Source organism: Actinomyces sp. oral taxon 175 str. F0384, from assembly GCF_000223355.1.
In the GTDB taxonomy this organism is placed as follows: domain Bacteria; phylum Actinomycetota; class Actinomycetes; order Actinomycetales; family Actinomycetaceae; genus Actinomyces; species Actinomyces oris.
In genome coordinates, this window is sequence record NZ_AFUR01000001.1 from 333,040 (window position 1) to 356,429 (window position 23,390).

Genomic DNA, 23,390 nt, shown 5'->3' on the forward strand with positions numbered 1-23,390 from the left:
CGGGGCCGGCCGCAGGGGTGATCCAGGGCGCCGGGTGCTCCGTCTGACGCGAGGGGGGCACAGACCTGTCGCCGAGGTCAGAAGTGATGGTGCCCAGACCATAGCGCCCGGCCTGTTTCCGGCATGCTTCCGGTTCTTGGCCAGACGACGGCGGCCCCGGAGAGGACCGCAGGGGGTCTCTTCTCCGGGGCCGCCGGGTACCGCCGCACTGGGCGGATGACGGGGACTCCTCCGACGACGCGCGGAGGGGCAGGCCGGCAGGACTGCGTGGGCCGGGGCCCTCAGCGGGCCAGGGCGTCGGCTGCGGCCTTGACGTTCGGGCGCACCGGGGTCAGGCGGGTCAGCTGGGTGACGTGGCGCGGCTCGAGCTCGTCCAGGCTGGAGACCCCCAGGAGCTTCATGGTGCGGATGACCTCGTCGGAGAGGATCTCGATCATGCGGTCCACGCCCTCGCGCCCGCCGGCCATGAGGCCATAGAGGTAGGCGCGGCCCACGAGCCCGAACTTGGCACCCAGGGCGACGGCGGCCACGACGTCGGCGCCGTTCATGATGCCGGTGTCGACCATGATCGTGGCGTCCTTGCCGACCTCTCGGACCACCTCGGGCAGGAGGCGGAAGGGGATGGGGGCGCGGTCGAGCTGACGCCCGCCGTGGTTGGACAGCAGGACGCCGTCGACGCCCAGGTCGATGAGGCGCTTGGAGTCCTCCACCGTCTGGACACCCTTGATGACGATCTTGCCCGGCCACATGGAGCGGATGACCTTGAGGTCCTCGTCGCTGATGGTGGGGTCCATGGCGTTGTCGAGCAGCTCGCCCACGGTGCCGCCGGTGGACTTCAGGGAGGCGAACTCCAGCTTGGGCGTGGTCAGGAAGTCGAACCACCACCACGGGCGGGGGATCGCGTTGAGGACGGTGCCGGCCGTGATCTGGGGCGGGATGGAGAAGCCGTTGCGCTTGTCGCGCAGGCGGGCCCCGGCCACGGGGGTGTCCACGGTGAACATGAGGGTGTCGAAGCCGGCGGCCGCGGCGCGCTCGACCAGCCCGTAGGAGATCTCGCGCTGGCGCATGACGTAGAGCTGGAACCAGTTGCGCCCGTGGGGGTTGGCGGCCTTGACGTCCTCGATGGAGGTGGTGCCCAGCGTGGACAGGGTGAAGGGGATCCCGGCGGCGCCGGCGGCCCCGGCCCCGGCGACCTCGCCCTCGGTCTGCATGAGGCGGGTGAAACCGGTGGGCGCGATACCGAAGGGCATGGACGAGCGCCCGCCCAGGATTTCGCAGGAGGTGTCGACGTCGATGGCCGGGCGCAGGATGTCGGGGTGGAACTCGATGTCGCGGAAGGCCTGGCGGGCGCGGCGCAGGGAGACCTCACCCTCGGCGGCACCGTCGGTGTAGTCGAAGGCCGCGGCCGGAGTGCGGCGCTTGGCGATCTTGCGCAGGTCCCAGGTGGTCAGTGCGGCGTCGAGGCGGCGACGCCTGGGGTTGAGCTCGGGCGTCTTGAAGTGGAGCAGCTCGAAGATCTCGCTCGGGTTGGGTAGCTGGCGCTTGACCATAGGAACCTCATCGGTGAGTCGGATTCTGGACGCTCCGCGCGGCGCGGAGTGCTCGTGGAGGCGGCCGGCCCCCATGGCCGGCACTGAGGCCTACGAACCACCTCATGCTATGGGACAAAGGTCACCGAAGCAAGGTTAGCCTAAGCAAGCCGTCTAACGGGAGGGAGAGATTTGCAATTTCTGTGCGGGGCCAGTCTCTCCGTCGCGGTGGCGTCCGCTCGCCGTCGGGGGACGACAGCGCAGGACGACGACAGGGCCGACAGCCCGGGCTAGGCCGCCCGGGTGCGGCCGGCCAGAGCGCGCAGACGCGCCCGCGCCCCCTGACGTCGCAGGGCCTCGAGCTCCTCGACGAAGGTGCGTCGGAAGCGCTCGTTGGTCGCCAGACCTCCGAAGATCCCCTCGTGGCAGATGAAGGCGGTGCCGTGGCCGGCCCGCTGCGCGGCCATCAGATGCCTCAGCTCCTCGGCCAGAGGATCGTCGACGACGATCGCCCCGCCGTTCTCGTCGTAGCCCTCCGACCCCAGTGCCCACGCGGCCACCATCGCCGTGCCCAGACGGATCGGCCCGCCGGCGGTGAGGTTGTCGCGCACCGTGCCCAGGACGAACTTCGGCATCCGGCTGGAGGCGTCCTGTGCCAGGCGGGAGAGCGTGTCTGCGATCGCCTCGTTGGTGAAGCGCTTGAAGAGCGTGCTGATGTAGTCGTCCAGGTCGATCCCCGGCACCGAGCGCAGGGTGGCCCGCGCCTCGCGCTCAAGATAGGCCCTTACCCAGGTGGCGATGTCCGCATCGGCTGCGGCCTCGTGCGCGTACTTGATCCCCAGCAGCCGCCCCCAGTGGGCCAGCCCCTGGTGAGAGGCGTTGAGCAGACGCAGCTTCATGAGCTCGTAGGGGACGACGTCGTCGACCATCTGCACCCCGACCTCCTCCCACGGGGGCCGCCCGGCGGGGAAGTCGTCCTCGATCACCCACTGGGTGAAGGGTTCGCAGACCACCGGCCAGGCGTCCTCGACACCGAGTGCCCGTTGCAGCTCGGCGACGTCGGCCCGCGTGGTGCGCGGGGTGATGCGGTCCACCATGCAGCTGGGGAAGGCGACGTTCCCGTCGATCCAGTCCGCCAGCTCAGGGTCGCTCATCGCTGCCTGGCAGACCACCGCCGTGCGGGCCGCCTTCCCGTTACCGGGCAGGTTGTCGCAGCTCATGACCGTCAGCGGCGCGATCCCCGCCTCCCGACGACGCCTCAGCGCCTCAACGATGTAGCCGAAGGCGGTCGTCGGCTCGCCCGGGTGCTCGGCGTCGTGGACGGCTCCGGGTGCCTCAGTGCGGAACGCGGCGGTGGCATCGTCAACGTTGTAGCCGCCCTCGGTGACCGTCAGCGAGACGATCCGGGTGGTCGGCGCGCTCAGGAGGGCCAGGACGACCTCGGGGTCGTCGGGGGCGAAGAGGTAGTTGTGGATCGAGCCGATGACCGCTGGATCGCGCAGCCCACCGGGATGCTTGAGCACCAGGGTGTAGAGGTGGTCCTGAGTCGCCAGCACGTCACGCATCCGGGCGTCCCCGGGCAATAGGCCGACGCCGCAGATCCCCCACTCCAGGCAGGAGCCGCCCGCTGCGGCGGCTGCTCCGCCGCCGGGCCCGGACCCGGCGCGCCGACGCATGAGCCTGTCGAGGTAGGCGGCCTCGTGGGCGCGGTGAAAGCCGCCCACACCGATGTGGACGATCCCGGTGGTCATGGCGGTGCGGTCGTAGTCGGGGGCCAGGGGCGACTCAGTCAGTGAGATGGTCAAGAAGAGGTCCTTTCCGCGCTGCCACCAGTGGCCTTCAGTCAACCCGGCCTCCTTGGAAATCCGGTGGGCGTCCACTCCGGGAGGCCTCAGCGGAACGGTCCGCCCCTCGCCCTGATCCCCGTGAAACTCTTGCGGGAGCAGGGGAGAGACGACAAGACTCCGCGCCGCCCGAGCAGTGAGCAATCGGGCGACGCGGAGTGAGGGCGGTCTTGATGAACCTCAGTGGGCGATGACGACGCGCAGGTTGCGCGGGCCGTGCACGCCGTTGACACGCACCAGCTCGATGTCGCTGGTCGCCGAGCCGCCGGCGATCCACGTCATCGGGCGCGTGGGGTGCTTGCCCAGGACGTCGACGGCCTGCGGCACCGTCGGCATGATCGTCTCGCGCTCCAGAACCACGACGTGCTTGTCCGGAACCAGCGAGATGGCCCGGCGGCCCTGGTCCGGCTCGCCGTCGAGGACGATCGTCCCCGAGATCGAGATGCCCACACGCGAGCAGGTCAGCACGGCGTCGATCTCATTGAGGTCGAGGGTGGCGATGGCCTTCTCGCGGGAGTCCTCCACCACGGTGCGGCCGCCCCGGGCCGCCGCCTTCTTGTAGTCCTCGGGCAGCCCGGCGGGGACGACGACGGAGCGAGCCTCACCGAGCAGCTCGTCAATGGCGTCCAGGATCGCCGCGTCCTTGGGGGCGACGATGACCTCGGCCGAGTAGTCCTCGAGCTTCTCGATCATCTCGTCAACGACGGGCTTGGAGCCGGGGGGATTCTCCCCGGAGCGGATGTAGTTGCGCGGGATCGGCCCCACCGGTCGGGTCTGGGACCGCGAGATCGCGTCGCGGGCGCGGGCCAGGATCGCGGACTTCGCATCCATCACAGCTCCTCCTCGCTGGTCGAGCCGGCCGGGGCCTGGGTGGCGGATGCCTCCGGGGCGATCGGCTCAGGGTTGTTGATGGCCGAGCGTGCGTCCAGCGCGGCCGGGGTGGGCTCGCCGTCGGCGCTCGCGCTGCCGGACACCGGCTTGCCAGGAGGCGGGGGCGGGTCGGCCGGGAAGCCGCCCTCGTGACCGCGGCCGCTCTGGGCGCCGGCGACCTGGCTCAGAGGGGTCTCGCCTTCGGGGTGAGTGCGCTTCCACCACTGGCGGAAGGTCTCCGAGGGGGCCACCGGCAGGTCGCGCGCCCCGGTCCACAGGGAGGCCGGGAAGGGCAGGGCGCCGATCTTGCCCTCCTTACCGCCCAGCAGCGCCGAGGCCTTGACCGTCTGCGAGGCGGCCGCCCACAGCGAGCTCTTCGACATCACCGGGGCCGAGACGTTCATGGCCACGTCCCACACGTCCGGCACCGCGCGGCGCTTGACGTCCACGGAGCGGGCCCGCAGGTGGATGAGGATCGTGGGGATGTCGATCTTGACCGGGCACACCTCGCCGCAGGCCCCGCACAGGGAGGAGGCGAAGGGCAGGGTGTGGACCGGGTCGTCGTCGGCCAGCCCCTGAGTGAGCTGGGGTGTGATGATCGAGCCGATCGGGCCGGGGTAGACCGAGCCGTAGGCATGCCCACCGGTGTGCTGGTAGACGGGGCAGATGTTCATGCACGACCCGCAGCGGATGCAGGCCAGGGCCTGGCGGCCCACCGGGTCGGCCAGGGTCTTGGTGCGCCCGTTGTCCATGAGCACCAGGTGGAACTCCTTGGGGCCGTCGCCCTCGGTGACACCGGTCCACATGGAGGTGTAGGGGTTCATGCGCTCACCGGTGGCCGAGCGCGGCAGGAGCTGGGAGAAGATCTCCACGTCCTGGAAGCGAGGCACGAGCTTCTCGATGCCCATGAGGGTGATGAGCGTGTCCGGCAGGGTCAGGCACATGCGCCCGTTGCCCTCGGACTCGTAGATCGAGACCGTGCCGGTCTCGGCCACACCCATATTCGTGCCGGAGACGGCCACCGAGGCGTGCAGGAACTTGTTGCGCAGGTGCGAGCGGGCCGCGGCCGTGAGCTCCTTGGGGTCGTCTGAGAGATCCGCGGGGGCGTCCTCCATGCGGTCCAGGAAGATGCCGCGCACCTCGGAGCGGTTGCGGTGGATCGCGGGCACCACGATGTGCGAGGGCATGTCGTCGGCCAGCTGGACGATCATCTCGGCCAGGTCCGTCTCGTGGGCGGTGATGCCCCGGTCGGCCAGGTACTCGTTGAGGTTCGTCTCCTGGGTGGCCATCGACTTGACCTTGACGATGTCGTCGACGCCCTTGGAGGCGATGATGTCGGCGATGATCCGGTTGGCCTCGGCGGCGTCACGCGCCCAGTGGACGATGCCGCCGCGGGCGGTCACGTTGGCCTCGAACTGCTCCAGCAGCTCGGGCAGGCGCGAGGCAACCTCGAACTTGACGGCCTCCGCGGCGTTGCGCAGGTCCTCCCAGTCGGGCATCTCGGCCACGCGGTCGGCGCGCTTGGAGCGGATGGTACGCGTGGCGTGGCCCAGGTTGCGGCGCATCTGGGTGTTGGCCAGCGTCTTGTGCGCGCCCTCGGGGAAGGTGGGTCCCCAGCGCAGCGTGTCCTCGGGCTGCTCGACTTCGGTGCGCCACCCGCCTGTGTGGGGCATGCCGAGAAATACCTGTGTCATCGTGCCACCGCCTGTGTGTGCTGGGAGTTACCGGTGGGCTGGACGTGCTTGGGGGCGAAGGAGATGTTGCCCTCGAAGGGCGCGTCCTTGGTGGAGGCCAGGATCTCGGCCAGGTGCATGATGCGCACCCCGGAGTTGACGCGGGACAGGCCGCCGCCGATGTGCATGAGGCATGAGTAGTCGCCTGCGCACAGGACCTCGGCGCGCGTGGACATCACGTTGCTCATCTTGTCGGCGAGCATCGCGGTGGAGGTCTCGGAGTTCTTCATGGAGAAGGTGCCGCCGAACCCGCAGCAGACCTCGGCGTCGGGCAGGTCGATGAGGGTGAGGGCCTCGACGGCCTTGAGGAGGCGGTAGGGGCGGTCGGCGACCTTGGCGACGCGCAGCGAGTGGCAGGTGGGGTGGTAGGTGACCGTGTGCGGGAAGTAGGCGCCCACGTCCTCGGTGCCCAGGACATCGATGAGCAGCTCGGTCAGGTCGTAGGTGTGAGCGGCGATCTGCTCGACCCGCTTGGCCAGGGCCGTGTCGCCCACGTGCTCGGCCACGAGGCCCTGCTCGTGGCGGGCCGCGCCGGTGCACGAGCCTGAGGGGATGACGATGGCGTCCCACTCGCCGTCGAGCACGGGGGAGAAGGTCTCCACGTGGTTGCGGGTGATCTTGGCGGCCTGCTTGAAGTAGCCGGTGTTGGCGTGCATCTGGCCGCAGCAGACCTGTCCCTCGGGGAAGCAGACCTGGTGGCCGAGGCGCTCCAGGATGGTGACGGTTGCCTGCGCTGCCTGCGGGAACATGGTGTCCGCAAGACAGGTGGCGAAAAGGGCGATTCGCAAGATATGCCTCCACGACGTCGTAGCTGAGACTGTCACGAGGACCGCCCGGACTCACCTGCTTCGAAGCAGGATCTGATGCGGCCTCGGCTGCTTCTCAGGCTACGGCCCGGAGGTGGTGCTCGTCTGACAACGACGGACTCCCGGTCGGTTGGTTCCGCTCTCTGAGACAAGTTTTCCGTTGAGGTGGCGCGGATCTGTGAGGGGTGAGGGTGGGCTGAGCAGGGAGTGGCCGTGGCGTGTGGGAGGTAAGTCCTAGAAGCGGATTGCGTCATGCGTTACTGCCCTTATCTGCGATGGACTTCGAACAGGCCTCGGCAGGAGTGTGGCCGACGCCGTCGAGAACGCACTTTTGCTGCGAGGACGTACTTTTGCGGCGAGGACTGCGTTTGCCTCCAGAATGCGCGTGCCGGGGCGCAGTCGCCGGTGGGAGAACGCAGTCCTCGGCTGGGAAGTACGTCCCCGATCCGACGTCGGAGGCGCGGGTATACGCACGGCGCCCCCGGAATCGCGAAGGACCCGGGGGCGCCGTCTGTAGGAGTCAGGCTCGAGCGGACTCAGACCCCCAGCCCCACCTGGGAGGCCAGGAACACCAGGGTGCCCAGCACCAGCAGCAGCCCGATGGAGTAGGGGGCCGCCTTCTTGAGGATTTCGGCGTCCGTACCGGGGGCATCCACTGCGGTGGAGGCGATGGCCAGGTTCTGCGGGGAGACGATCTTGCCCAGACCGCCACCGATGGTGTTGGCGGCCAGCAGGATCTTCGGATCGAGCCCGGCTCCCTGGGCGGCGGTGGCCTGCAGGTTGGCGAACAGGGCGCCCGCGCTCGTCGCCGAGCCGGCCACGGCGGTCCCCACCCAGCCCAGGGCCGGGGAGAGGAAGGCGTAGGCGGCGCCCGTGGCGGCCAGGGCCGCACCGATCGCGGAGGTCTGGCCGGAGAAGTTCATGACGTAGGCCAGAGCCATGACGGCCGCGATCGTCAGGATCGCCATGCGCAGCGTGTAGCAGGTCTTGGCCAGCGTGGCGAAGCCCTTGCCCACGCTCATCTCGAACTTGCCCGGCACCGAGCGCGCCGCGTAGATGAAGGTGACGATGATGGCGGTCAGGAAGATCCAGGTGCCCGGGTTGGACAGGGTCTGGAGCTTGTAGAAGGCGTCTTTAGAAACCTCGCCCTTGGCGGTCAGGAGCTGCCCGTGCACGCCGGGCCACGGGATCATCTTGTTAGTGGCTGCGAAGACCTTGTCGAGATTGACGCCCAGGGTCCACAGCTTGGTCGTGGCGATGATGACCACCACCAGGACGTAGGGCAGCAGGGCCAGGATGACGCGCTCGCGGTCGGGGGCGTCGTCGGCGGCCACCTGGGAGCGGTACTCCTCAGGGGTTGTCGGGGTCCACACCAGCAGCAAGATGTAGGAGGCGGCCAGGCCCAGCAGGGAGGCCAGCACGGCGGTGAGCTCGTAGGAGATCGAGGGGGTGAAGAAGTGACCCACCCCGGTGGCCAGCCCCGCCACGATCGCCAGCGGCCACAGCTGCTTGACGCCGCGCGCGCCGTCGAGGATGAACAGCAGCAGGAGCGGGATGAAGGCGCAGAACACCCAGGTCAGGTGCCCCATGGCGGTGGCCACGCTCACCGGGTCCTGCTTGCCGAGCTGGCCGGCGGTCGTGGTGGGAATGGCCATGGCACCGAAGCCCACGTTGATGGCGTTACCGACCATGACGACGACGGCCGACTTGAGCTTGGGCAGGCCCAGGGTCGCCACCATGGCGGCGGCGATGGCCACCGGGGCGCCGAAGCCGGCCAGACCCTCGAGCAGGCCGCAGAAGGAGAAGGCCACGATGAGGGCTTGGGCTCGCATGTCACCCTTGCCGATCGCGTTGAACACGGCCTTGAGGTCCTTGGCACGACCCGAGACGTCAGTGAGGTTGTAGAGCCACACGGCCGCGACGATGATGTAGATGATCGGGACGAATCCCACGGCCATGCCCAGGGTGGCGCTCATGACCGTCATGCCCACCGGCATGTGGAACAGGGTGACCGCGGTGATGGCCGCGATCACCAGGGAGATGATGGCGCACCAGTGGGTGGCCACCTTGAACACGCCCATGAGGACGAAGAACACCACCAGCGGCAGCAGACCCACCGCGGCGGTGAGGTAGACGTTGCCCCCCACTGCCGTGGTCGACGGCGTGAAGGTGGCGGGCAGTCCCGCCAATGCTGGGGCGAGTGGTGCCGGATGCATCGGCAGGGCTGACAGGACGGCTGGCGTCATGGTTACTCCACTGTGAGTACTGATGGGTCGTCCAGGTCGTCAGCGGGGCTGGGTTGGCAGCCGCGCTGCTGCGTCCTGGGTACTAAGGCCCAACGATCATGCCATGGAGACGGTGACTTGTGCACTATATGCGGGGGCCGTGCGCCGTCTTCGCGCATTCTTCCAGGAAAAAGTGGGGACGCAGGGCGCGGCGGTCGAGGCGGCCCGGAGCTCATGGCGCCCAGTGCCAGGCCCTCAAGACGCGGGTGCTGCGGCCTGTGTCGGTGGGTGTCGGTGGCCGGACGGCTCAGCGCCTGCGGCGGCGCCGGGGCACCAGCCGGGCCGAGTTGAGGATGAAGGCCGATTCGGAGACGACGTGCACGAGGGCCGCGGCCACCGGCCCCAGCAGCCCCAGCCCGGCGGCGATCATGCCGACGACGTCGACCACCACCGTGCCCACGAAGTTCACCATGATGATGCGCCGGGCCCGGCGGGCCACCCGCACGGTCTCGACCAGGTCGGCCGGGGCGGAGCCCACGAGCACCACGTCCCCGGCCTCGCGGGCCACATCCGTGCCGGTGCCCATGGCGATGCCGACATCGGCGGCGCCCAGGGCGGGGGCGTCGTTGACGCCGTCGCCCACCATGGCCACGCGCTTGCCCGCCCGGCGCAGCGACTCGACGACCTCCTCCTTGTCGGTGGGCAGCAGGTCGGCGCGCACCTGCTCCTCGGCCAGGCCGAGCAGGCCGGCCACGTGGCGCGCAGAGGCGGCCGAGTCGCCGGTGAGCATGAGGACCTCCACGCCCATGTCACCCAGGTCCCGCACGGCGGCGGCCGCCCCCTGACGCAGCCGGTCGGCCAGGGCGATGGTGCCCAGGAGCTGTCCGTCGGCCCGCACCTCCACCACCGAGGTGGCCGACGGCGCCTCCGGGTCGGACTCAGTGCTCAGGGCGGCCTCGTCGTCGCAGTCGGAGGCGTCCCGCTCCGGTTGGTTCTTCTGTCCCCGGCAGCGTCCCACGGTGATCTGGCGTCCTTCGACGTGGGCGCTCACGCCGGCCCCGGGGGAGTAGGCGACGTCGCCGGGCATCGGCACCGTCAGGTCGCGCACGGCGGCCTCGGCGTAGATGGCCCGGCCGATGGGGTGCTCGGAGTTCCACTCGGCCGCGGCCGCCAGGGCCAGCACCTCGCCCTCGCCGGCGGCGGCCTCGGTGGGGCGGACGCTCACGACCCGGGGCTCGCCGACGGTGAGGGTCCCGGTCTTGTCCACCACCACCGTGTCCACCGCGGAGAGCTGCTCCAGGTGGGTGCCGTCCTTGACGAAGGCCCCGCAACGGGCGGCGCGGGCGATGGCCGCCAGAACCGCCAGGGGAGTGCCCGCGGCCACCCCGCAGGCCCCGGCCACGATGATGACCGAGATCGTGGCGCGCACGTCCCTGGTCACCAGGAAGGTGACCAGGGCGGCCGCCAGCGCCAGGTAGACGATGCGGGCCGCCAGCCGGTCAGCCAGGCGCTGGACCGGCGCGCGCGAGGACTGGGCGTGGCGCACCGCGGCCACGATCCGCCCGTAGGAGGACTCCTCGCCGACCCGCTCCACCTCGAGCTCCAGGGCGCCACGGGTGATGGAGCCGGCCGGGACCCGGTCACCCGGCCCGACCTGCACGGGCAGCGCCTCCCCGGTGATCCGGGACTGGTCGACGTCGGCCCTACCGGTGCGCACGACGCCGTCGACCGGCACCCGGCCCCCGGGGCTCAGGGCGATGACCTGCCCCGGGCGGACCTCGTCCAGGGGGACCTCAGTGACCCCGGGGGACTGCGAGGCCTCGGCCGACTCGGCGGACTCAGTGGTCTCCGGGGCCCCCACCACCCGCGCGGTCTGCGGCAGGAAGGACATGAGATCGGTCAGGGCGTCGCGCCCCCGATCCATCGACAGCTCCTCCAGGACCTCGGCGCACAGCGCGAAGACCGTCACGGCCAGGGCGGTCACCCACTCGCCAATGGCGGCGGCCGCCACGATGGCCAGGAGCATCGACAGCTCCATACTCATGCGCCGCTCGCGCAGGTCACCGGCCGCCTCGACCAGGAGCGGCCAGCAGCCCACCGCCAGCACCACCGCCCCGACGGCGCCCACAGCCCAGCCGGGTGCGCCGGTCGTGCCCGCGATCCAGGCACCCAGTGCCGCCACGCCCACCACCGCGATGCGCACGACGTCGGCCCACTCGATCCGCTCGAGGATCCCCTCGCCCGTGCGGGCACCCGAGGGGGTGCCGGTGTTGGAGAGCTCGTCGGAATCATCGACGGGCAGCGCCGGCGTCGAGGCCGACGGGGCGGAGGCGGGTGGGGACACGTGGGCAGCGGGTGGGTGGGCCGTCATACAGGGACTCCTGACAGGGGGACGGGAAGTACTCCCCGGGCGGGCCAGGGAGCGCCACCCAGGAATCTACCGACCATTCACGGGCCTCAACAGTGTATGAGAGGACTAGTAGTGCATGAGGACGCCGCCAACGGGCCCATGGGGAGGTGGTCCCGTCGGCGGCGTCCGGGGCAGTGGGCGCTCAGGCGGTGCCGGCGAGCGTCGCCTGAGCGCTGTCGGACATCGGCCCTACTCGACGACGTCCTCGTCGACCCAGTCCAGGGTGCGCTGGACGGCCTTGTTCCAGTTGCGGAAGAGCCGCTCGCGCTCGGCCTCCTCCATGGTCGGCTCCCAGCGCTTGTCCTCGGCCCAGTTGTCGATGACGTCCTGGGTGCCCGACCAGAAGCCGACCGCGATACCGGAGGCGTAGGCGGCACCCAGCGCCGTGGTCTCGGCGACCTTCGGACGCACCACGGGCACGCCCACCTGGTCGGCCTGGAACTGCATGAGCAGCTCGTCGCGGGTCATGCCGCCGTCGACCTTGAGCTCGGTCAGGGCCTGTCCCGAGTCGGCGTTCATGGCCTCGAGGACCTCGCGGGTCTGGTAGGCGGTGGACTCCTCCACGGCCCGAGCGATGTGCGCCTTGTTGACGTAGCGGGTCAGACCCACCAGGGCACCGCGGGCGTCGGGGCGCCAGTGCGGGGCGAACAGCCCGGAGAAGGCCGGCACGAAGTAGGCCCCGCCGTTGTCCTCGACGCTGGAGGCCAGGGCCTCGATGTCCTTGGAGTCGGCGATGATGCCCAGGTTGTCGCGCAGCCACTGCACCAGCGAGCCGGCCACGGCGATCGAGCCCTCCAGGGCGTAGACGGCCGGCTCGTCTCCGATCTGGTAGCACACGGTGGTCAGCAGCCCGTTCTCACTGCGCACCGGGGTGGTGCCCGTGTTCATGAGCATGAAGCAGCCGGTGCCGTAGGTGTTCTTGGCCTGGCCCTTCTCGAAGCAGGCCTGCCCGAAGGTGGCCGCCTGCTGGTCGCCCAGGATGCCGCTGATGGGGGTGTCCACCAGCAGGCCGTTCTTGCGGCCGTAGCCGAAGACGCCCGAGGAGGGGCGGATCTCGGGGAGCATGGAGACGGGGATGCCCATGTCCGCGCAGATCTCCGGGTTCCAGTCCAGGGTGTCGATGTTCATGAGCATCGTGCGCGAGGCGTTGGTGACGTCAGTGGCGTGCACACCGCCGTTGACCCCGCCGGTGAGGTTCCACAGCGTCCAGGTGTCCATGGTGCCCATGAGGAGGTCGCCGGCCTCGGCGCGCTCGCGGGCGCCCGCCACGTTCTCCAGGATCCAGGCCACCTTGGGGCCGGCGAAGTAGGTGGCCAGCCCCAGGCCCACGCGGTCCTTGTACTTGTCCGGGCCGTCCTCGCCGGCCAGGCGGTCGCAGATCTTCTGGGTGCGGGTGTCCTGCCAGACGATGACGTTGTAGACGGGCTCGCCGGTGTTCTTGTCCCACACGACGGCGCTCTCGCGCTGGTTGGTGATGCCCACCGAGGCGATCTCGTGGCGGTTGATCTGCGCCTTGGCCAGCACCCCTCCGACGACGAAGCGGATGTTGTCCCAGATCTCGTTCGCATCGTGCTCGACAGCCGGCGCGCGGGAAGATCTGCTCGTGCTCCTTCTGGTCGACGGCGACGATCTCGCCGTCGTGGTTGAACAGGATGGCGCGTGAGGAGGTCGTGCCCTGATCGATGGCCAGGACGTACTTCTTCTCAGTGCTGTTGGGGCTCACAGGAATGTCCTTTCACTGCGTTGTGAGGGGGCGGTGGTGAGGGCTGCGCTGGGCAGCGATGGTGTCGATGCGGTCGAGGGTCGTGTGGGCTCAGAACAGCCCGGCGACGTGGGGGACGATGAGCCCGGCGGCGACGGCGCCGATGAGCGGGCCGACGATCGGGACCCAGGAGTAGGCCCAGTCCGAGTCGCCCTTGCCGGGGATCGGCAGGAGGGCGTGGGTGATGCGCGGGCCCAGGTCACGGGCCGGGTTGATGGCGTAGCCGGTGGGGCCGCCCAGGCTCATGCCGATGACGACGACGACCATGGCCACGGCCAGCGGGCCCAGGCCGGAGGGGGTCTTGCCCGAGGCGAGGATCCAGGCCAGCAGGACGAAGGTGCCCACCGCCTCGGTCACGACGTTCCAACCGTATGAGCGCACCGCCGGGCCGGTGGCGAAGACGGCGAGCTTGGAGGCGGCGTCGGCCTCCTGGTCGAACTGCTTCTTGTAGGACAGCCAGACGGTGGCGGCGCCCGCCATGGCACCCACCATCTGGGCTGCGCAGTAGACGAGGATGTTGACCGGTGTGGCGGAGATTCCCTCGGCCAGGGGTCGTCCGGCGACCGCCAGGCCGATGGTCACCGCCGGGTTGAGGTGTGCGCCGGTCTTGTAACCGGCGTAGACGCCCACGAAGACCGCCAGCCCCCACGCCATGGTGATGACGATCCAGCCGCTGTCCTTGGCCTTGGAGGTGGGCAGCACGACACCGGCGACGACGCCGCAGCCCAGAAGAATGAGGAGAAACGTCCCCAGAGCCTCCGAGGCGAAGATCTGGGTCAGGGTCGCAGACATGTGCGGCTCTCTTTCTGCACGACGGTGTGCGGGTGTACTCGGGACTGCGAGGTCCGGGGTGTGGGTGGTGGGTGGTCGCGGTGCCCGCCTCCACGGGAACTGACGGGCACCACGGGGATCCCGCTGGCCGAGCGGTACCGGCTGCGGTCCGCTTGACCCGCAGGAGACTAGATCGGCTCGGTGATGTGCGCCACCGCGGCGGCGTCGGTCAGCTCGGCCTCGGCCGCGGCGATCTGGGCCACGCGCTGGGCGTAGGCCTCCTTCTGGGCGGCGACGTCCTTCTCGGACCAGTTCAGCAGCGGCGCCATGATCGCCAGGATCTCGTCGGCGGCGGCCAGGCCCCGGTCACGGCGCGAGAGGTCCAGGCGCACCCGGCGCAGCAGGACGTCGTCGAGGCTCTCGGCGCCCTCGTGGGTGACGGCCCAGGCGACCTCGGCGCGCAGGTAGGTGGGGGCCTCGGCCAGCGGCTCGCCCAGGCGCTCCTCGGGACCGGCGGCGTCGATGGCCTCCAGCAGGGCCGGGGTCTCGTCGCCGTAGCGGTCCAGCAGGTGGGTGACCCGCTCCAGGGTCCAGCCGCGCTCACCGGCGATCCGCCCGGCCCGCTTGGCCAGGGCGTGGTAGCCGGCCGCACCCACCAGGGGCAGCTCCTGCGTGGCGCAGGGATGGGCATGGGACAGGGCCTCGCCCAGGGCGTGGTCGACGGCGTCGGAGGCCATGACCCGGTAGGTGGTCAGCTTACCGCCGGCGATGGCGGTCAGCCCAGGGGCGATCCGGGTGACCGTGTGCTCACGGGAGACCTTCGTGGAGGCGGCCTCCGCGCCCGGCTTGAGCTTGGGCTGGAGCAGGGGGCGCAGGCCCGCGTAGACGCCGATGATGTCGGCGCGGGTGATGGGCCGCGACAGCACGGAGTTGGCGTGCTCGAGGATGTAGTCGACATCGGCGGCGGTGGCCACGGGCTTGGAGACGTCCAGATCCCAGGGGGTGTCGGTGGTGCCGATGACCCAGTACTCGGGCCAGGGGATGATGAACAGGACTGACTTCTCGGTGCGCAGGAAGACCCCGGTCTCGGCGTCGATGGCCTCCTTGGGGACCACGATGTGGATGCCCTTGGAAGCCAGGACCTTCAGGCCTCCCGCGTCGGTGGCCAGGTCCTGGACGTCCTCGGTCCACACGCCGGCGGCGTTAATGGTGCGCTTGGCCCGGATCTCGTGGTCGGTGCCGGTGGCCAGGTCGGTGACGCGGGCGCCGTGGACATGGCCGCGCTCGTCGGTGATGAAGCCGGTGACCTTCGTGCGGTTGGCGGCCAGCGCCCCCAGGCCGACGGCGGTGCGCACCAGGTCGATGACCAGGCGGGCGTCGTCGACCCGGGCGTCGAAGAAGCGGATGGCGCCGGCCAGGCCGCTGGTGTCCAGGGAGGGGGCCAGGGCGGAGGTGCCCTTGCGGCCCAGGTGGCGCTGGATCGGCACGGTCTTGCGGCCGCGGGAGCCGGCCAGGGCCAGGGCGTCATACATGCCCACGCCGACCGCGGAGTAGGAGCGCTCGTAGTGGTGCTTGAGCGGCCACAGGAAGGGCTGGGCCTTGACCAGGTGCGGCGCGGTGGTGCTCAGCAGGCGGCCGCGTTCGGTGAGGGCCTCGTGCACGAGGGCGAAGTTGAGCTGGTAGAGGTAGCGCAGGCCGCCGTGGACGAGCTTGGAGGACCACGAGGAGGTGCCCGAGGCCCAGTCGCCCATCTCCACGATGCCGGTGCGCAGGCCGCGGGCCGCGGCGTCCAGGGCGATGCCGGCGCCGGTGACGCCCCCGCCGACGACCAGCACGTCCAGGCCCTCGGCGGAGGACATCTCCTCCAGGGCGCGCTCACGCTGGGCGGCGTTGAGCGCGGTGTCCTGGATGGGTGCGGGGTAGGAGGGGCCAGCCGGGCCGGAGCTGCGGGGGGTCTTCGTGGACGAGGGCTTGCGGGTGGAGGTCATGGCTCCTGGGCTCCTACGTGTCGTGAGATCGAAACTGATGGGGCTGTGCGGGGCCGGTCGGCGTTGACCGGGGTGCCGGATGGGAGGCAGGTCGGGTCCCGGCTTCCGGCGCCGGGGCCCGCCGCGTTCCCTCGCGCTCGCACGGCCCTTGTGTGGTGGCGGACACCACTGTCCGCCGAGCGTGGGAGAATGCGCAAGGGATGTGCACGAATGTGCACGAGACTTTCGAGGTATCCACAAGAATGTCCGCACAACTGTGTGGACGGCTCTCCTGAACAGGACATCCGATGTCGCAGGCGGCAGGATCGTTTCCTCCTGCGGTGCGCAGCAGCCGTGTGGAACGGCACCGTCGTCGGAGGGTGGAGCCGGGTGGAGCAAGGAGGAAGACGTGACTGGCAGAACCGTTGCTGACGCGGCCGGGAGCGCGGCCAGTGCCGCCGACCCCGGCGGCCTCCTGCGCGCCTACGAGGCGGCCTCCATGTACTACGTCCAGGGCGAGACGATGGAGGTGATCGCCCACCACCTGGGGGTGTCGCGCTCGACCGTCTCCCGGCTCCTGGCGCGTGCCCGCCAGGAGGGTGTCGTGCGGGTCAGCCTCGTCCAGCCCGGGGGTGCCGGCTCCCTGGAGGGGCGGATGGCCCAGGTCTTCGGGGTCCGCACGCATATCGTCCCGGTGCGCGAGGGCACCACGGAGATCCACCGCCTCCAGCAGGTCGCCTCCGTCGCTGCCGCGCACATGGTCGATCTCATCGAGGCCCTGGTCGAGCCGGGCCAGGGCCGAGCTGTCGGTGCGCCTGAGTCCGGTGGCCCCGAGGGTAACAAGCCCGCCGGGTCGGGTCGGGACGCCGGCGCAGGAGGCATCGTCGTCGGTGTCGCCTGGGGCACCACCATGTCGGAGGTCAGCGCCGCCCTGCCCTCGAGGTCCGTTCCGGGACTGACCGTCGTCCAGCTCAACGGTGCCTCGGATCCTGTGCGTGAGGGGCCCAGTGCCGGCGAGGTGCTCTCCCGGATGCGCTTGTCGCTGGGGGCGCGCACGATCTCCTTCCCGGTGCCGGCCTTCTTCGACCATGTGGCCACGCGCGAGGCCATGTGGTCGGAGCGCTCGGTCAAGCGAGTCCTGTCGGTGGTGCGGCGCGCGAGCCTGGCCGTCTTCGGCGTCGGCGCCCTCGATGCCCTCAACGGGGCCCTGCCCTCTCAGGTCTACGAGGGCGGCCACCTCACGGCCCGGGACCAGGCCGTGCTGCGCCGCCAGAACGTGGTGGGGGACGTGTGCACCGTCCTGCTGCGCGCCGATGGCTCCTGGCGCGACGTCGCCCTCAACGCCCGGGCCACCGGTCCGACTCCCGCCCAGCTCGCCCGGATTCCGCGCCGCCTGTGCGTGGCCGCGGGAACCGGCAAGGCCCGCGCCCTGCTGGCCGCGCTGCGCGCTCGCACCGCCACGGATCTCGTCGTCGACGACGCCACCGCCCGCGCCGTCCTGGATCTCGCCGAGGCCCGCGGCCAGAAGGGAGGCGGTTCTCGATGAGTCGCGAACGTGGCAGGATGTGGGCCCGGATCGCGCTGCGGTCTGCTCACGGCTCCGACGTCGTCGGTGGAGCACCGGCTCGCGGGGCCCACGACCAGAACTGAGTCTTACTGAATGCGGACGACGATGAACAGCACTGCTGTCAGGACAGATGAACACCTGCCCACCGGCCGGGCAGCTCGCCGGGCCGAGGTCTACGGGGTCGACGGCTCCCGACGCATCCTGCGGTCGGCCCGCCCGGCGGACGTGCGCGCCATCGCCGAGCTGGTGCGGCCCTACGCTGAGCGTCGCGTTCTCATCGCCAAGGACCTCATCTCCTACTTCGAGGACATTCAGGAGTTCATCGTCGCCGAGGAGATCCCCGGCGTCGCCGGGCCCGGTGGAGCAGACGGCTGCGAGGCGTCGGCCACGCCCAGGATCGTGGGCTGCGGGGCTCTGCACGTCATGTGGGACGACATCGCCGAGGTACGCACCCTGGCCGTTCACCCCGACGCTGTGAGGACCGGGCTCGGTTCGGCCATCCTGCGCGAGCTCATCGCGCAGGCCCGGGAGATGGGGCTCAAGCGGGTGTTCTGCATGACCTTCGAGGAGCCCTTCTTCGGTGCCCACGGTTTCGAGCCGATCGAGGGCACCCCAGTGGGTGCGGACGTCTTCTCCGAGATGCTGCGCTCCCACGACGACGGTCTGGCTGAGTTCCTCGACCTGGCCCGTGTCAAGCCCAACACCCTGGGCAACGCCCGCATGCTCCTGCACCTGTGAGCTGACCGCCCTGGATGGGCAGGGTGCGGTTCGCTGCGGCGCGCCGCAGTCCTGTGCGACCTCGTCGTCGGGTGCGATCCTGTCAGACAAACGACCGGCGGCTGTGTGACAGCCATGCGGCAACCGTGGAGGAGCACCCATGATCCGCAACGTTCACGAACGCGTCATCAACGCCCCTATCGAGTCCCTTGGGGCCCTGCTTGACGGGCTGGGACAGAAGGACGACCGGCTCTGGCCCTCGCAGTCCTGGACACCGATGGTCCTGGACCGGCCCCTGGCGGTGGGGGCTGACGGCGGCCATGGCGTCATCCGCTACTACGTGAGCGAGTACGAGCCCGGCCGGCGAGTGCGGTTCACCTTCCGTCCGCGAACAGGGATCATCGGTGCCCACGAACTGAGCCTTGATGCCCTGGACGATGAGCGCACCCGCATCCGCCACGTCCTCATCGGCCGTGCCCGCGGCGCCATGCGGCTCATGTTCTCGGCCGTGGTCGAGCCCCTGCACGACGCCGTCGTCGAGGACCTCCTCGACAACGCCGAACGGGAGGCGACCGGTTCGGTGTCCCGGCCCGCGTCCTGGAGTCCGCGGGTACGCGTGCTGCGCCGCCTCACCGGCGACAGATAACCGTTAAGCGCAGGCTGGGCCGATGGGGAGTTCTACCAAAAGCCGGTACAGAGCCAGGGCGATAGGCTGACAAAGCGTCGTCAGCCCCCATAAGTCCGAAGAACCCCTAGAGGAAAATACTCATGAGTCAGCCACCGGCCAACGGCCCCTACAGTCAGCCCGGACAGCCCGGCCAGTACGGTGCCCCCGCCCAGCAGAACCCCTACGGTCAAGCCGGTGTCCCCGGACCTCAAGCCCAGTACGGCCAGACGAGTCAGGTCGGAGCTGTGCAGTACGGTCACCCCGGACCTCAGGCCCAGTACGGTCAGCAGGCCGGACAGCCCGCAGGGCCTCAGGCGGCTTCCTACGGCGTCGCGGGCGCGCCGCAGTCCTCCTCGGCCCCGCAGTACGAGTACCAGCCCTCCCGCCTCGGCCCCATCCCCGTGGAACAGGACAAGCTGGTCCTCAAGCCCACGGCGACGACCTCCAGCCGTATCCAGTTTCTCGTGGGCGGCGGCTTTGGGCTGGTGTGCCTGGCCGGCGCGGTCTGGAACCTCATTCATCTCGGGGACAAGGGCACGATCGGTGCCTTCGTCATCCTGCTGCTCCTCGGGTTGTTCCTGCTGCTCGGTATCCTGTTCCTCCTGTCGGTGCGCACGGTGTTCGACGCCACGGGCATCCACATCGGGGCCGGCGGGAGGGGTCGCGATATTCCCTGGCCGCGGTCGCGCACGGGGCTGTTCGTCAAGGTTCCCGGTGCGCCGGCGGCCCAGGGCGTCGCCGCCGGCAAGGTCCAGATCCGTCACGCCGAGGGGCACGTCATCGACCCCGCCGGCAAGGCATTCGTGCTGGCCGGTCTGACCTGGTCCGGAGTCAGTGCCCAGGCGCTGGAGGCGAAGGGCACCGCCGAGCTGGACCGCATCTGGGAGTGGGCGGTCGCGCGCGGATACACCCAGGAGACGGGCGAGTACGTCGAGCTCAACGGCGTGCTCGGTGTCCAACAGGGACTGCGAGCGAGGCAGGAACGCCGTCAGGGCCTGAACCGCCCCTGAGTCGGGGCGCACACGGTGGACGTCGAGGACCTGCAGCCTCCTCCAGCGTTCTCGGTCGAGGGGGACTGGGTCCTTGGCGGCGGTGAGGTCGTGGTCGGTGTGGAATACGCTCGTGGCACCCCACCGCCCACGATCTGGTGCTGACCGCCTTGATGAAGAGGTTCCCATGACGCAACCACCGACAGGCACGTCCGACGGCCGGCCCGCTCCCTACGGCCGGCCCGGGAGCCGCCCCGCCCCCTACGGTGGGGCCGTTCCTCAGGGGGCACCCGGTCAGTATGACTCGGCCGAGTACGGCCGAGTTGGTGGCGGTCGATCGAATGACGGCCGACCGAACTACCAGCAGCCATCGGCCCCTCCGGTCCCCGTTCCCGTCGTTGCGCTCCAGGGAGTCCCCGCGGCCCGGACGTTCACGCCGCCGGTGCATCGTCCCGAGCGAGCATCCGCTGTGCCGGTGACCGATAGGTTGGTCCGCCGTACCGCCGCAACCGGGTCCGGCTGGATCGTGCTCGTCCTGTGTGGCGCCGTCGGGCTGCTGCTCCTGGTGCTTGGGCTCAAGACCATCGTTGGCGGCGGGAACGATTCCACGTTCGGCCTCACCATGCTCATCACTGGGCTGATACTCCTGGTGCCGGTTCCGATGATGATGTCCATGCGGACCGAATTCGACTCCAGCGGCATCCACACGCGAGTTCTCGGCTTCCGGCGCGACGTCCCCTGGCCCCGGTCCCGCAGCGACCTATTCGTCAAGCGCCCCAGTGCGCCCCCGCTACTGGTGATTCTCCTGGGGCTCGTCCTCATCGTCCTGGCCCTCCTCGCAGGGGACGCCGGGGACGCTGCCGGCGTGAGCCTGAGCGCCCGAGCCTACGTCAGGGTCCCTCAAGGGCGAGCCGTCTGGTTGCCGGGGCTGACTCGTCGCGGTCTGTCGAGGTCCGTGATGGTGCGCCGGGGCGATGCCGAACTGGACCGCATCTGGACCTGGGCAGTGGCCCGCGGTTACACCCAGGAGATGGGTACGCCCGCGCGATCGTAGGTTAAGCCTCGGCTTCGTAGGGTAAGGGTACGAACCGGGTGCCTACCCTACGATCGCGGGGAGTGCGACGACTCTCAGGCGGCTGGTGACGAAGGCATCCGGCCTCGCCCAAGCCGTTGCCGCTACGGTGTCCCCGTGCCCGCCCGCCCCGCCCCTGACGACACGCTCACTGCTGCGACCTCGGCGCAGGACGTCATGACCTGGTACGACGCCCACGCCCGCGACCTGCCGTGGCGCCGGCCCGGTACGACGCCGTGGGAGGTCCTGGTCTCGGAGGTCATGAGCCAGCAGACCCCGGTGGCTCGCGTCGTCCCTGCCTGGCAGGAGTGGATGCGGCGCTGGCCCGGTCCCGCCGAGCTCGCCCAAGCCCCCACCGCTGCGGTGCTGCGGGTCTGGGGTCGCCTGGGCTACCCACGCCGGGCCCTGCGGCTCATCGAGTGCGCCCGCAGCGTCGTCGAGCAGCACGGCGGCGTCCTGCCTGATGACCTGGACGCCCTCCTTGCCTTGCCCGGGGTGGGGGAGTACACGGCCGGTGCGGTCCTGGCCTTCGCCCACGGTCGGCGCGCCCTCGTGCTGGACACGAATGTCAGACGGGTCCTGGCTCGCGCCGTCGGCGGTCAGGCCCTTCCCGCCCCCAGCCTCAACCGGGCCGAGCGCGAGCGGGCACTGGACCTGCTGCCCGACGACGACGCCACCGCCGCTCACTGGTCGGTGGCCGTCATGGAGCTCGGCGCCCTGGTGTGCACCGCCCGTGAGCCGGACTGCGGGGCCTGCCCGTGGCAGGCCGGCTGCGCCTGGCTGGCGGCCGGCCGCCCTGCGGACGTCCACGCGGGCGGACGTCGCACCCAGGCCTGGCACGGCACCGACCGCCAGGCCCGCGGGCTGGTGATGGCCCGCCTGCGCGCGGCCCCCGACGGGCAGTGCGTCGAGGCTGCTGAGCTCAGGGCCTGTGCCGCCAGGGCCGGGACGCGGGCCTCCGGTGGTGCTCGCGACCCCGAGCAGCCGGTGCGCGCCCTGTCCACCCTCCTGGCCGACGGGCTCATCGTCACCGACGACGACGGCGCCACCTACCGGCTTCCCTAGCCGGCCGCCGCTGCGTGGACCGCCCCAGTAGCCGGCCGGCAGGCCGCGCTTGGGGCCTGTGCGGACAACGACGAAGGTCTCATCGGCCTCGCGCATCGCCGGGGCGGGGCGCTCACGGGCCTGGGGCCGTGGCGCCGGTAGAGTCGTGACCATGGCCAAAGGACGCGGACGCAACCATGGGGAAAGCGCAGGACGACGAGGCTCGGCCCGTCGCGGCGCAGGCTCCTCATCGGGACGCTCGTCCTCGGGCTCCCAGTCCCGGCCCCACCGGCAAGGTGGTTCCGGCGGCGGGCCGCGGTCGGGCGCCGGACAGTCCTCCTCGTCCCGCTCCGGCGGGACGCCTCGATCCTCCCAGGCCAGGGGACGCGGCGGTCGCGCCTCGGGCACGAAGTCGACCGGACGCCCCCTGCACTCGGGGCAGACGGGCCGGCCCGCCGGCGGACAGTCGGGCACGCCGGCCCGGGGCGGCAAGAACCGCCGGTCCCCCCAGGGCGGCCAGGGGACCTCGACGCCTCGCTCACGGCAGGCCGCTCCGGGAACCGCTCGCTCCTCCCGGACAAGTTCGACTCAGGCCGCTCGCTCCGATCGTCGTCGACACAGCTGGGGCGCGGGCCTCCAGTGGACCCATATCGGTGGTGGGCGGCTGACCGGAGCCCCCGACTCGATCCCGCAGGGCCCGGACCAGCCTCGCAGTGGGCGCCTGCGCAAGCCGGTCCCGCCTCAGCCCCGCTACGGTCTGCGCCGTGCCCTGGTGCTGGGCGGGGTCCTGCTGGTCCTCTTGCTGCTCATCGCGACCATCGCCGTCGGCTACTTCTGGGTCCGCAACACCATCCGCACCCAGGATGAGGAGCGCGCAGCCGCCCAGGTGCACACCGTCTACCCCACGCCGGGGAAGTGCGACCCCTCGACCTTGAAGAGCACAGTGCAGGGGCCCGAGTCCGTCAGTGTCGGTGCCGGGGCGACCTTCTCCATCTCCCTGGTCAACAGCGGCCAGGCACCCTGCCTGATCGACGTCGGCAGCCAGGCCCTGGGAGTGCGGGTCTCCTCTGGCTCCCAGCAGGTGTGGGACTCTGTCACCTGCCCCGTGGGCCAGACCGAGAAGGCCCTCCTCCTGCCTGCGGGCAAGGGCGCCGATGTCAACGTGACCTGGAACGGCAACGCGGCCACCTCCGACTGCGCAGCGGCCAACGCGGCACCGGCCTCCCCGGCAGGCGCATCGGCCTCCTCGACGCCGAGCGCCACTGCCTCCTCCGCCGCGAGCCCCTCGGCGGGCCAGGCGCAGACCGCCCCCGGCAGCACCGCGGGCGCGGGAACCTACCGTTTCCGCTTCGTCATGGGGGACAAGGACCTCACTGAGGACCGGGTCTTCGTCGTCGGCTGACGGCCTTCTGCAGGC

General features: G+C 70.6%; 16 protein-coding genes and 1 pseudogene. 7 read left to right on the plus strand and 10 right to left on the minus strand.

What is annotated here, in order from left to right; translation table 11 throughout:
• Nucleotides 1-281 precede the first annotated feature (281 nt).
• The 10 genes and pseudogenes from HMPREF9058_RS01275 to HMPREF9058_RS01320 all read right to left on the minus strand — a co-directional run bounded on the left by HMPREF9058_RS01275 (nt 282) and on the right by HMPREF9058_RS01320 (nt 15,938).
• Nucleotides 282-1,550 carry an alpha-hydroxy acid oxidase gene (locus HMPREF9058_RS01275; RefSeq protein WP_009406137.1) on the minus strand — a complete coding sequence of 423 codons (1,269 nt, stop codon included), beginning with the start codon at nt 1,548-1,550 and terminating at the stop codon, nt 282-284.
• A gap of 269 nt (nt 1,551-1,819) precedes the next feature.
• Nucleotides 1,820-3,280, minus strand: a complete 1,461-nt coding sequence (locus tag HMPREF9058_RS01280; RefSeq protein ID WP_254654077.1) for a mannitol dehydrogenase family protein — start codon at nt 3,278-3,280, stop codon at nt 1,820-1,822.
• Between the two features lie 273 nt (nt 3,281-3,553).
• Nucleotides 3,554-4,204 carry a lactate utilization protein C gene (locus HMPREF9058_RS01285; protein WP_009405660.1) on the minus strand — a complete coding sequence of 217 codons (651 nt, stop codon included), beginning with the start codon at nt 4,202-4,204 and terminating at the stop codon, nt 3,554-3,556.
• Nucleotides 4,204-5,937 carry a LutB/LldF family L-lactate oxidation iron-sulfur protein gene (locus tag HMPREF9058_RS01290; protein WP_043537558.1) on the minus strand — a complete coding sequence of 578 codons (1,734 nt, stop codon included), beginning with the start codon at nt 5,935-5,937 and terminating at the stop codon, nt 4,204-4,206. The genes HMPREF9058_RS01285 and HMPREF9058_RS01290 overlap by 1 nt, the downstream gene beginning before the upstream one ends.
• Nucleotides 5,934-6,764 (minus strand): (Fe-S)-binding protein, encoded by an 831-nt coding sequence (locus tag HMPREF9058_RS01295; protein ID WP_009405509.1) that lies wholly within the window; start codon nt 6,762-6,764, stop codon nt 5,934-5,936. The genes HMPREF9058_RS01290 and HMPREF9058_RS01295 overlap by 4 nt, the downstream gene beginning before the upstream one ends.
• A 554-nt stretch (nt 6,765-7,318) precedes the next feature.
• Complete coding sequence (locus tag HMPREF9058_RS01300; protein WP_009405979.1) at nt 7,319-9,028, minus strand: L-lactate permease; 1,710 nt, start codon at nt 9,026-9,028, stop codon at nt 7,319-7,321.
• A gap of 286 nt (nt 9,029-9,314) precedes the next feature.
• Nucleotides 9,315-11,378 carry a cation-translocating P-type ATPase gene (locus HMPREF9058_RS01305; RefSeq protein ID WP_009405766.1) on the minus strand — a complete coding sequence of 688 codons (2,064 nt, stop codon included), beginning with the start codon at nt 11,376-11,378 and terminating at the stop codon, nt 9,315-9,317.
• A gap of 228 nt (nt 11,379-11,606) precedes the next feature.
• A pseudogene (gene glpK, locus HMPREF9058_RS01310) lies at nt 11,607-13,140 on the minus strand (glycerol kinase GlpK).
• A gap of 90 nt (nt 13,141-13,230) precedes the next feature.
• A complete protein-coding gene (locus HMPREF9058_RS01315; protein ID WP_009406179.1) occupies nt 13,231-13,971 on the minus strand; it encodes an MIP/aquaporin family protein in 741 nt (246 codons plus the stop codon).
• Nucleotides 13,972-14,138: 167 nt separating this feature from the next.
• Complete coding sequence (locus HMPREF9058_RS01320; protein WP_009747471.1) at nt 14,139-15,938, minus strand: glycerol-3-phosphate dehydrogenase/oxidase; 1,800 nt, start codon at nt 15,936-15,938, stop codon at nt 14,139-14,141.
• A gap of 388 nt (nt 15,939-16,326) precedes the next feature.
• On the opposite strand from HMPREF9058_RS01320, the gene HMPREF9058_RS01325 reads away from it, so the two are divergent.
• The 7 genes from HMPREF9058_RS01325 to HMPREF9058_RS13715 all read left to right on the plus strand — a co-directional run bounded on the left by HMPREF9058_RS01325 (nt 16,327) and on the right by HMPREF9058_RS13715 (nt 23,375).
• Nucleotides 16,327-17,463, plus strand: coding sequence for a sugar-binding transcriptional regulator (locus HMPREF9058_RS01325; RefSeq protein ID WP_009747615.1), 1,137 nt, complete (start codon nt 16,327-16,329; stop codon nt 17,461-17,463).
• A 126-nt stretch (nt 17,464-17,589) separates the two neighbouring features.
• Entirely contained in the window at nt 17,590-18,222 is a 633-nt protein-coding gene (locus HMPREF9058_RS01330; protein WP_043537559.1) for an amino-acid N-acetyltransferase, read from the plus strand.
• A 139-nt stretch (nt 18,223-18,361) separates the two neighbouring features.
• Nucleotides 18,362-18,847 carry a hypothetical protein gene (locus tag HMPREF9058_RS01335; protein ID WP_009405800.1) on the plus strand — a complete coding sequence of 162 codons (486 nt, stop codon included), beginning with the start codon at nt 18,362-18,364 and terminating at the stop codon, nt 18,845-18,847.
• Between the two features lie 122 nt (nt 18,848-18,969).
• The gene (locus HMPREF9058_RS01340; RefSeq protein ID WP_009747368.1) at nt 18,970-19,878 is read left to right on the plus strand and encodes a hypothetical protein; all 909 of its coding nucleotides are present in this window, start codon (nt 18,970-18,972) and stop codon (nt 19,876-19,878) included.
• A gap of 454 nt (nt 19,879-20,332) precedes the next feature.
• Nucleotides 20,333-20,911 carry a hypothetical protein gene (locus tag HMPREF9058_RS01345; RefSeq protein WP_254654023.1) on the plus strand — a complete coding sequence of 193 codons (579 nt, stop codon included), beginning with the start codon at nt 20,333-20,335 and terminating at the stop codon, nt 20,909-20,911.
• A 135-nt stretch (nt 20,912-21,046) separates the two neighbouring features.
• Nucleotides 21,047-21,994 carry an A/G-specific adenine glycosylase gene (locus HMPREF9058_RS01350; protein ID WP_009405849.1) on the plus strand — a complete coding sequence of 316 codons (948 nt, stop codon included), beginning with the start codon at nt 21,047-21,049 and terminating at the stop codon, nt 21,992-21,994.
• Nucleotides 21,995-22,145: 151 nt separating this feature from the next.
• Nucleotides 22,146-23,375 (plus strand): hypothetical protein, encoded by a 1,230-nt coding sequence (locus HMPREF9058_RS13715; protein ID WP_254654024.1) that lies wholly within the window; start codon nt 22,146-22,148, stop codon nt 23,373-23,375.
• Nucleotides 23,376-23,390: the final 15 nt, after the last annotated feature.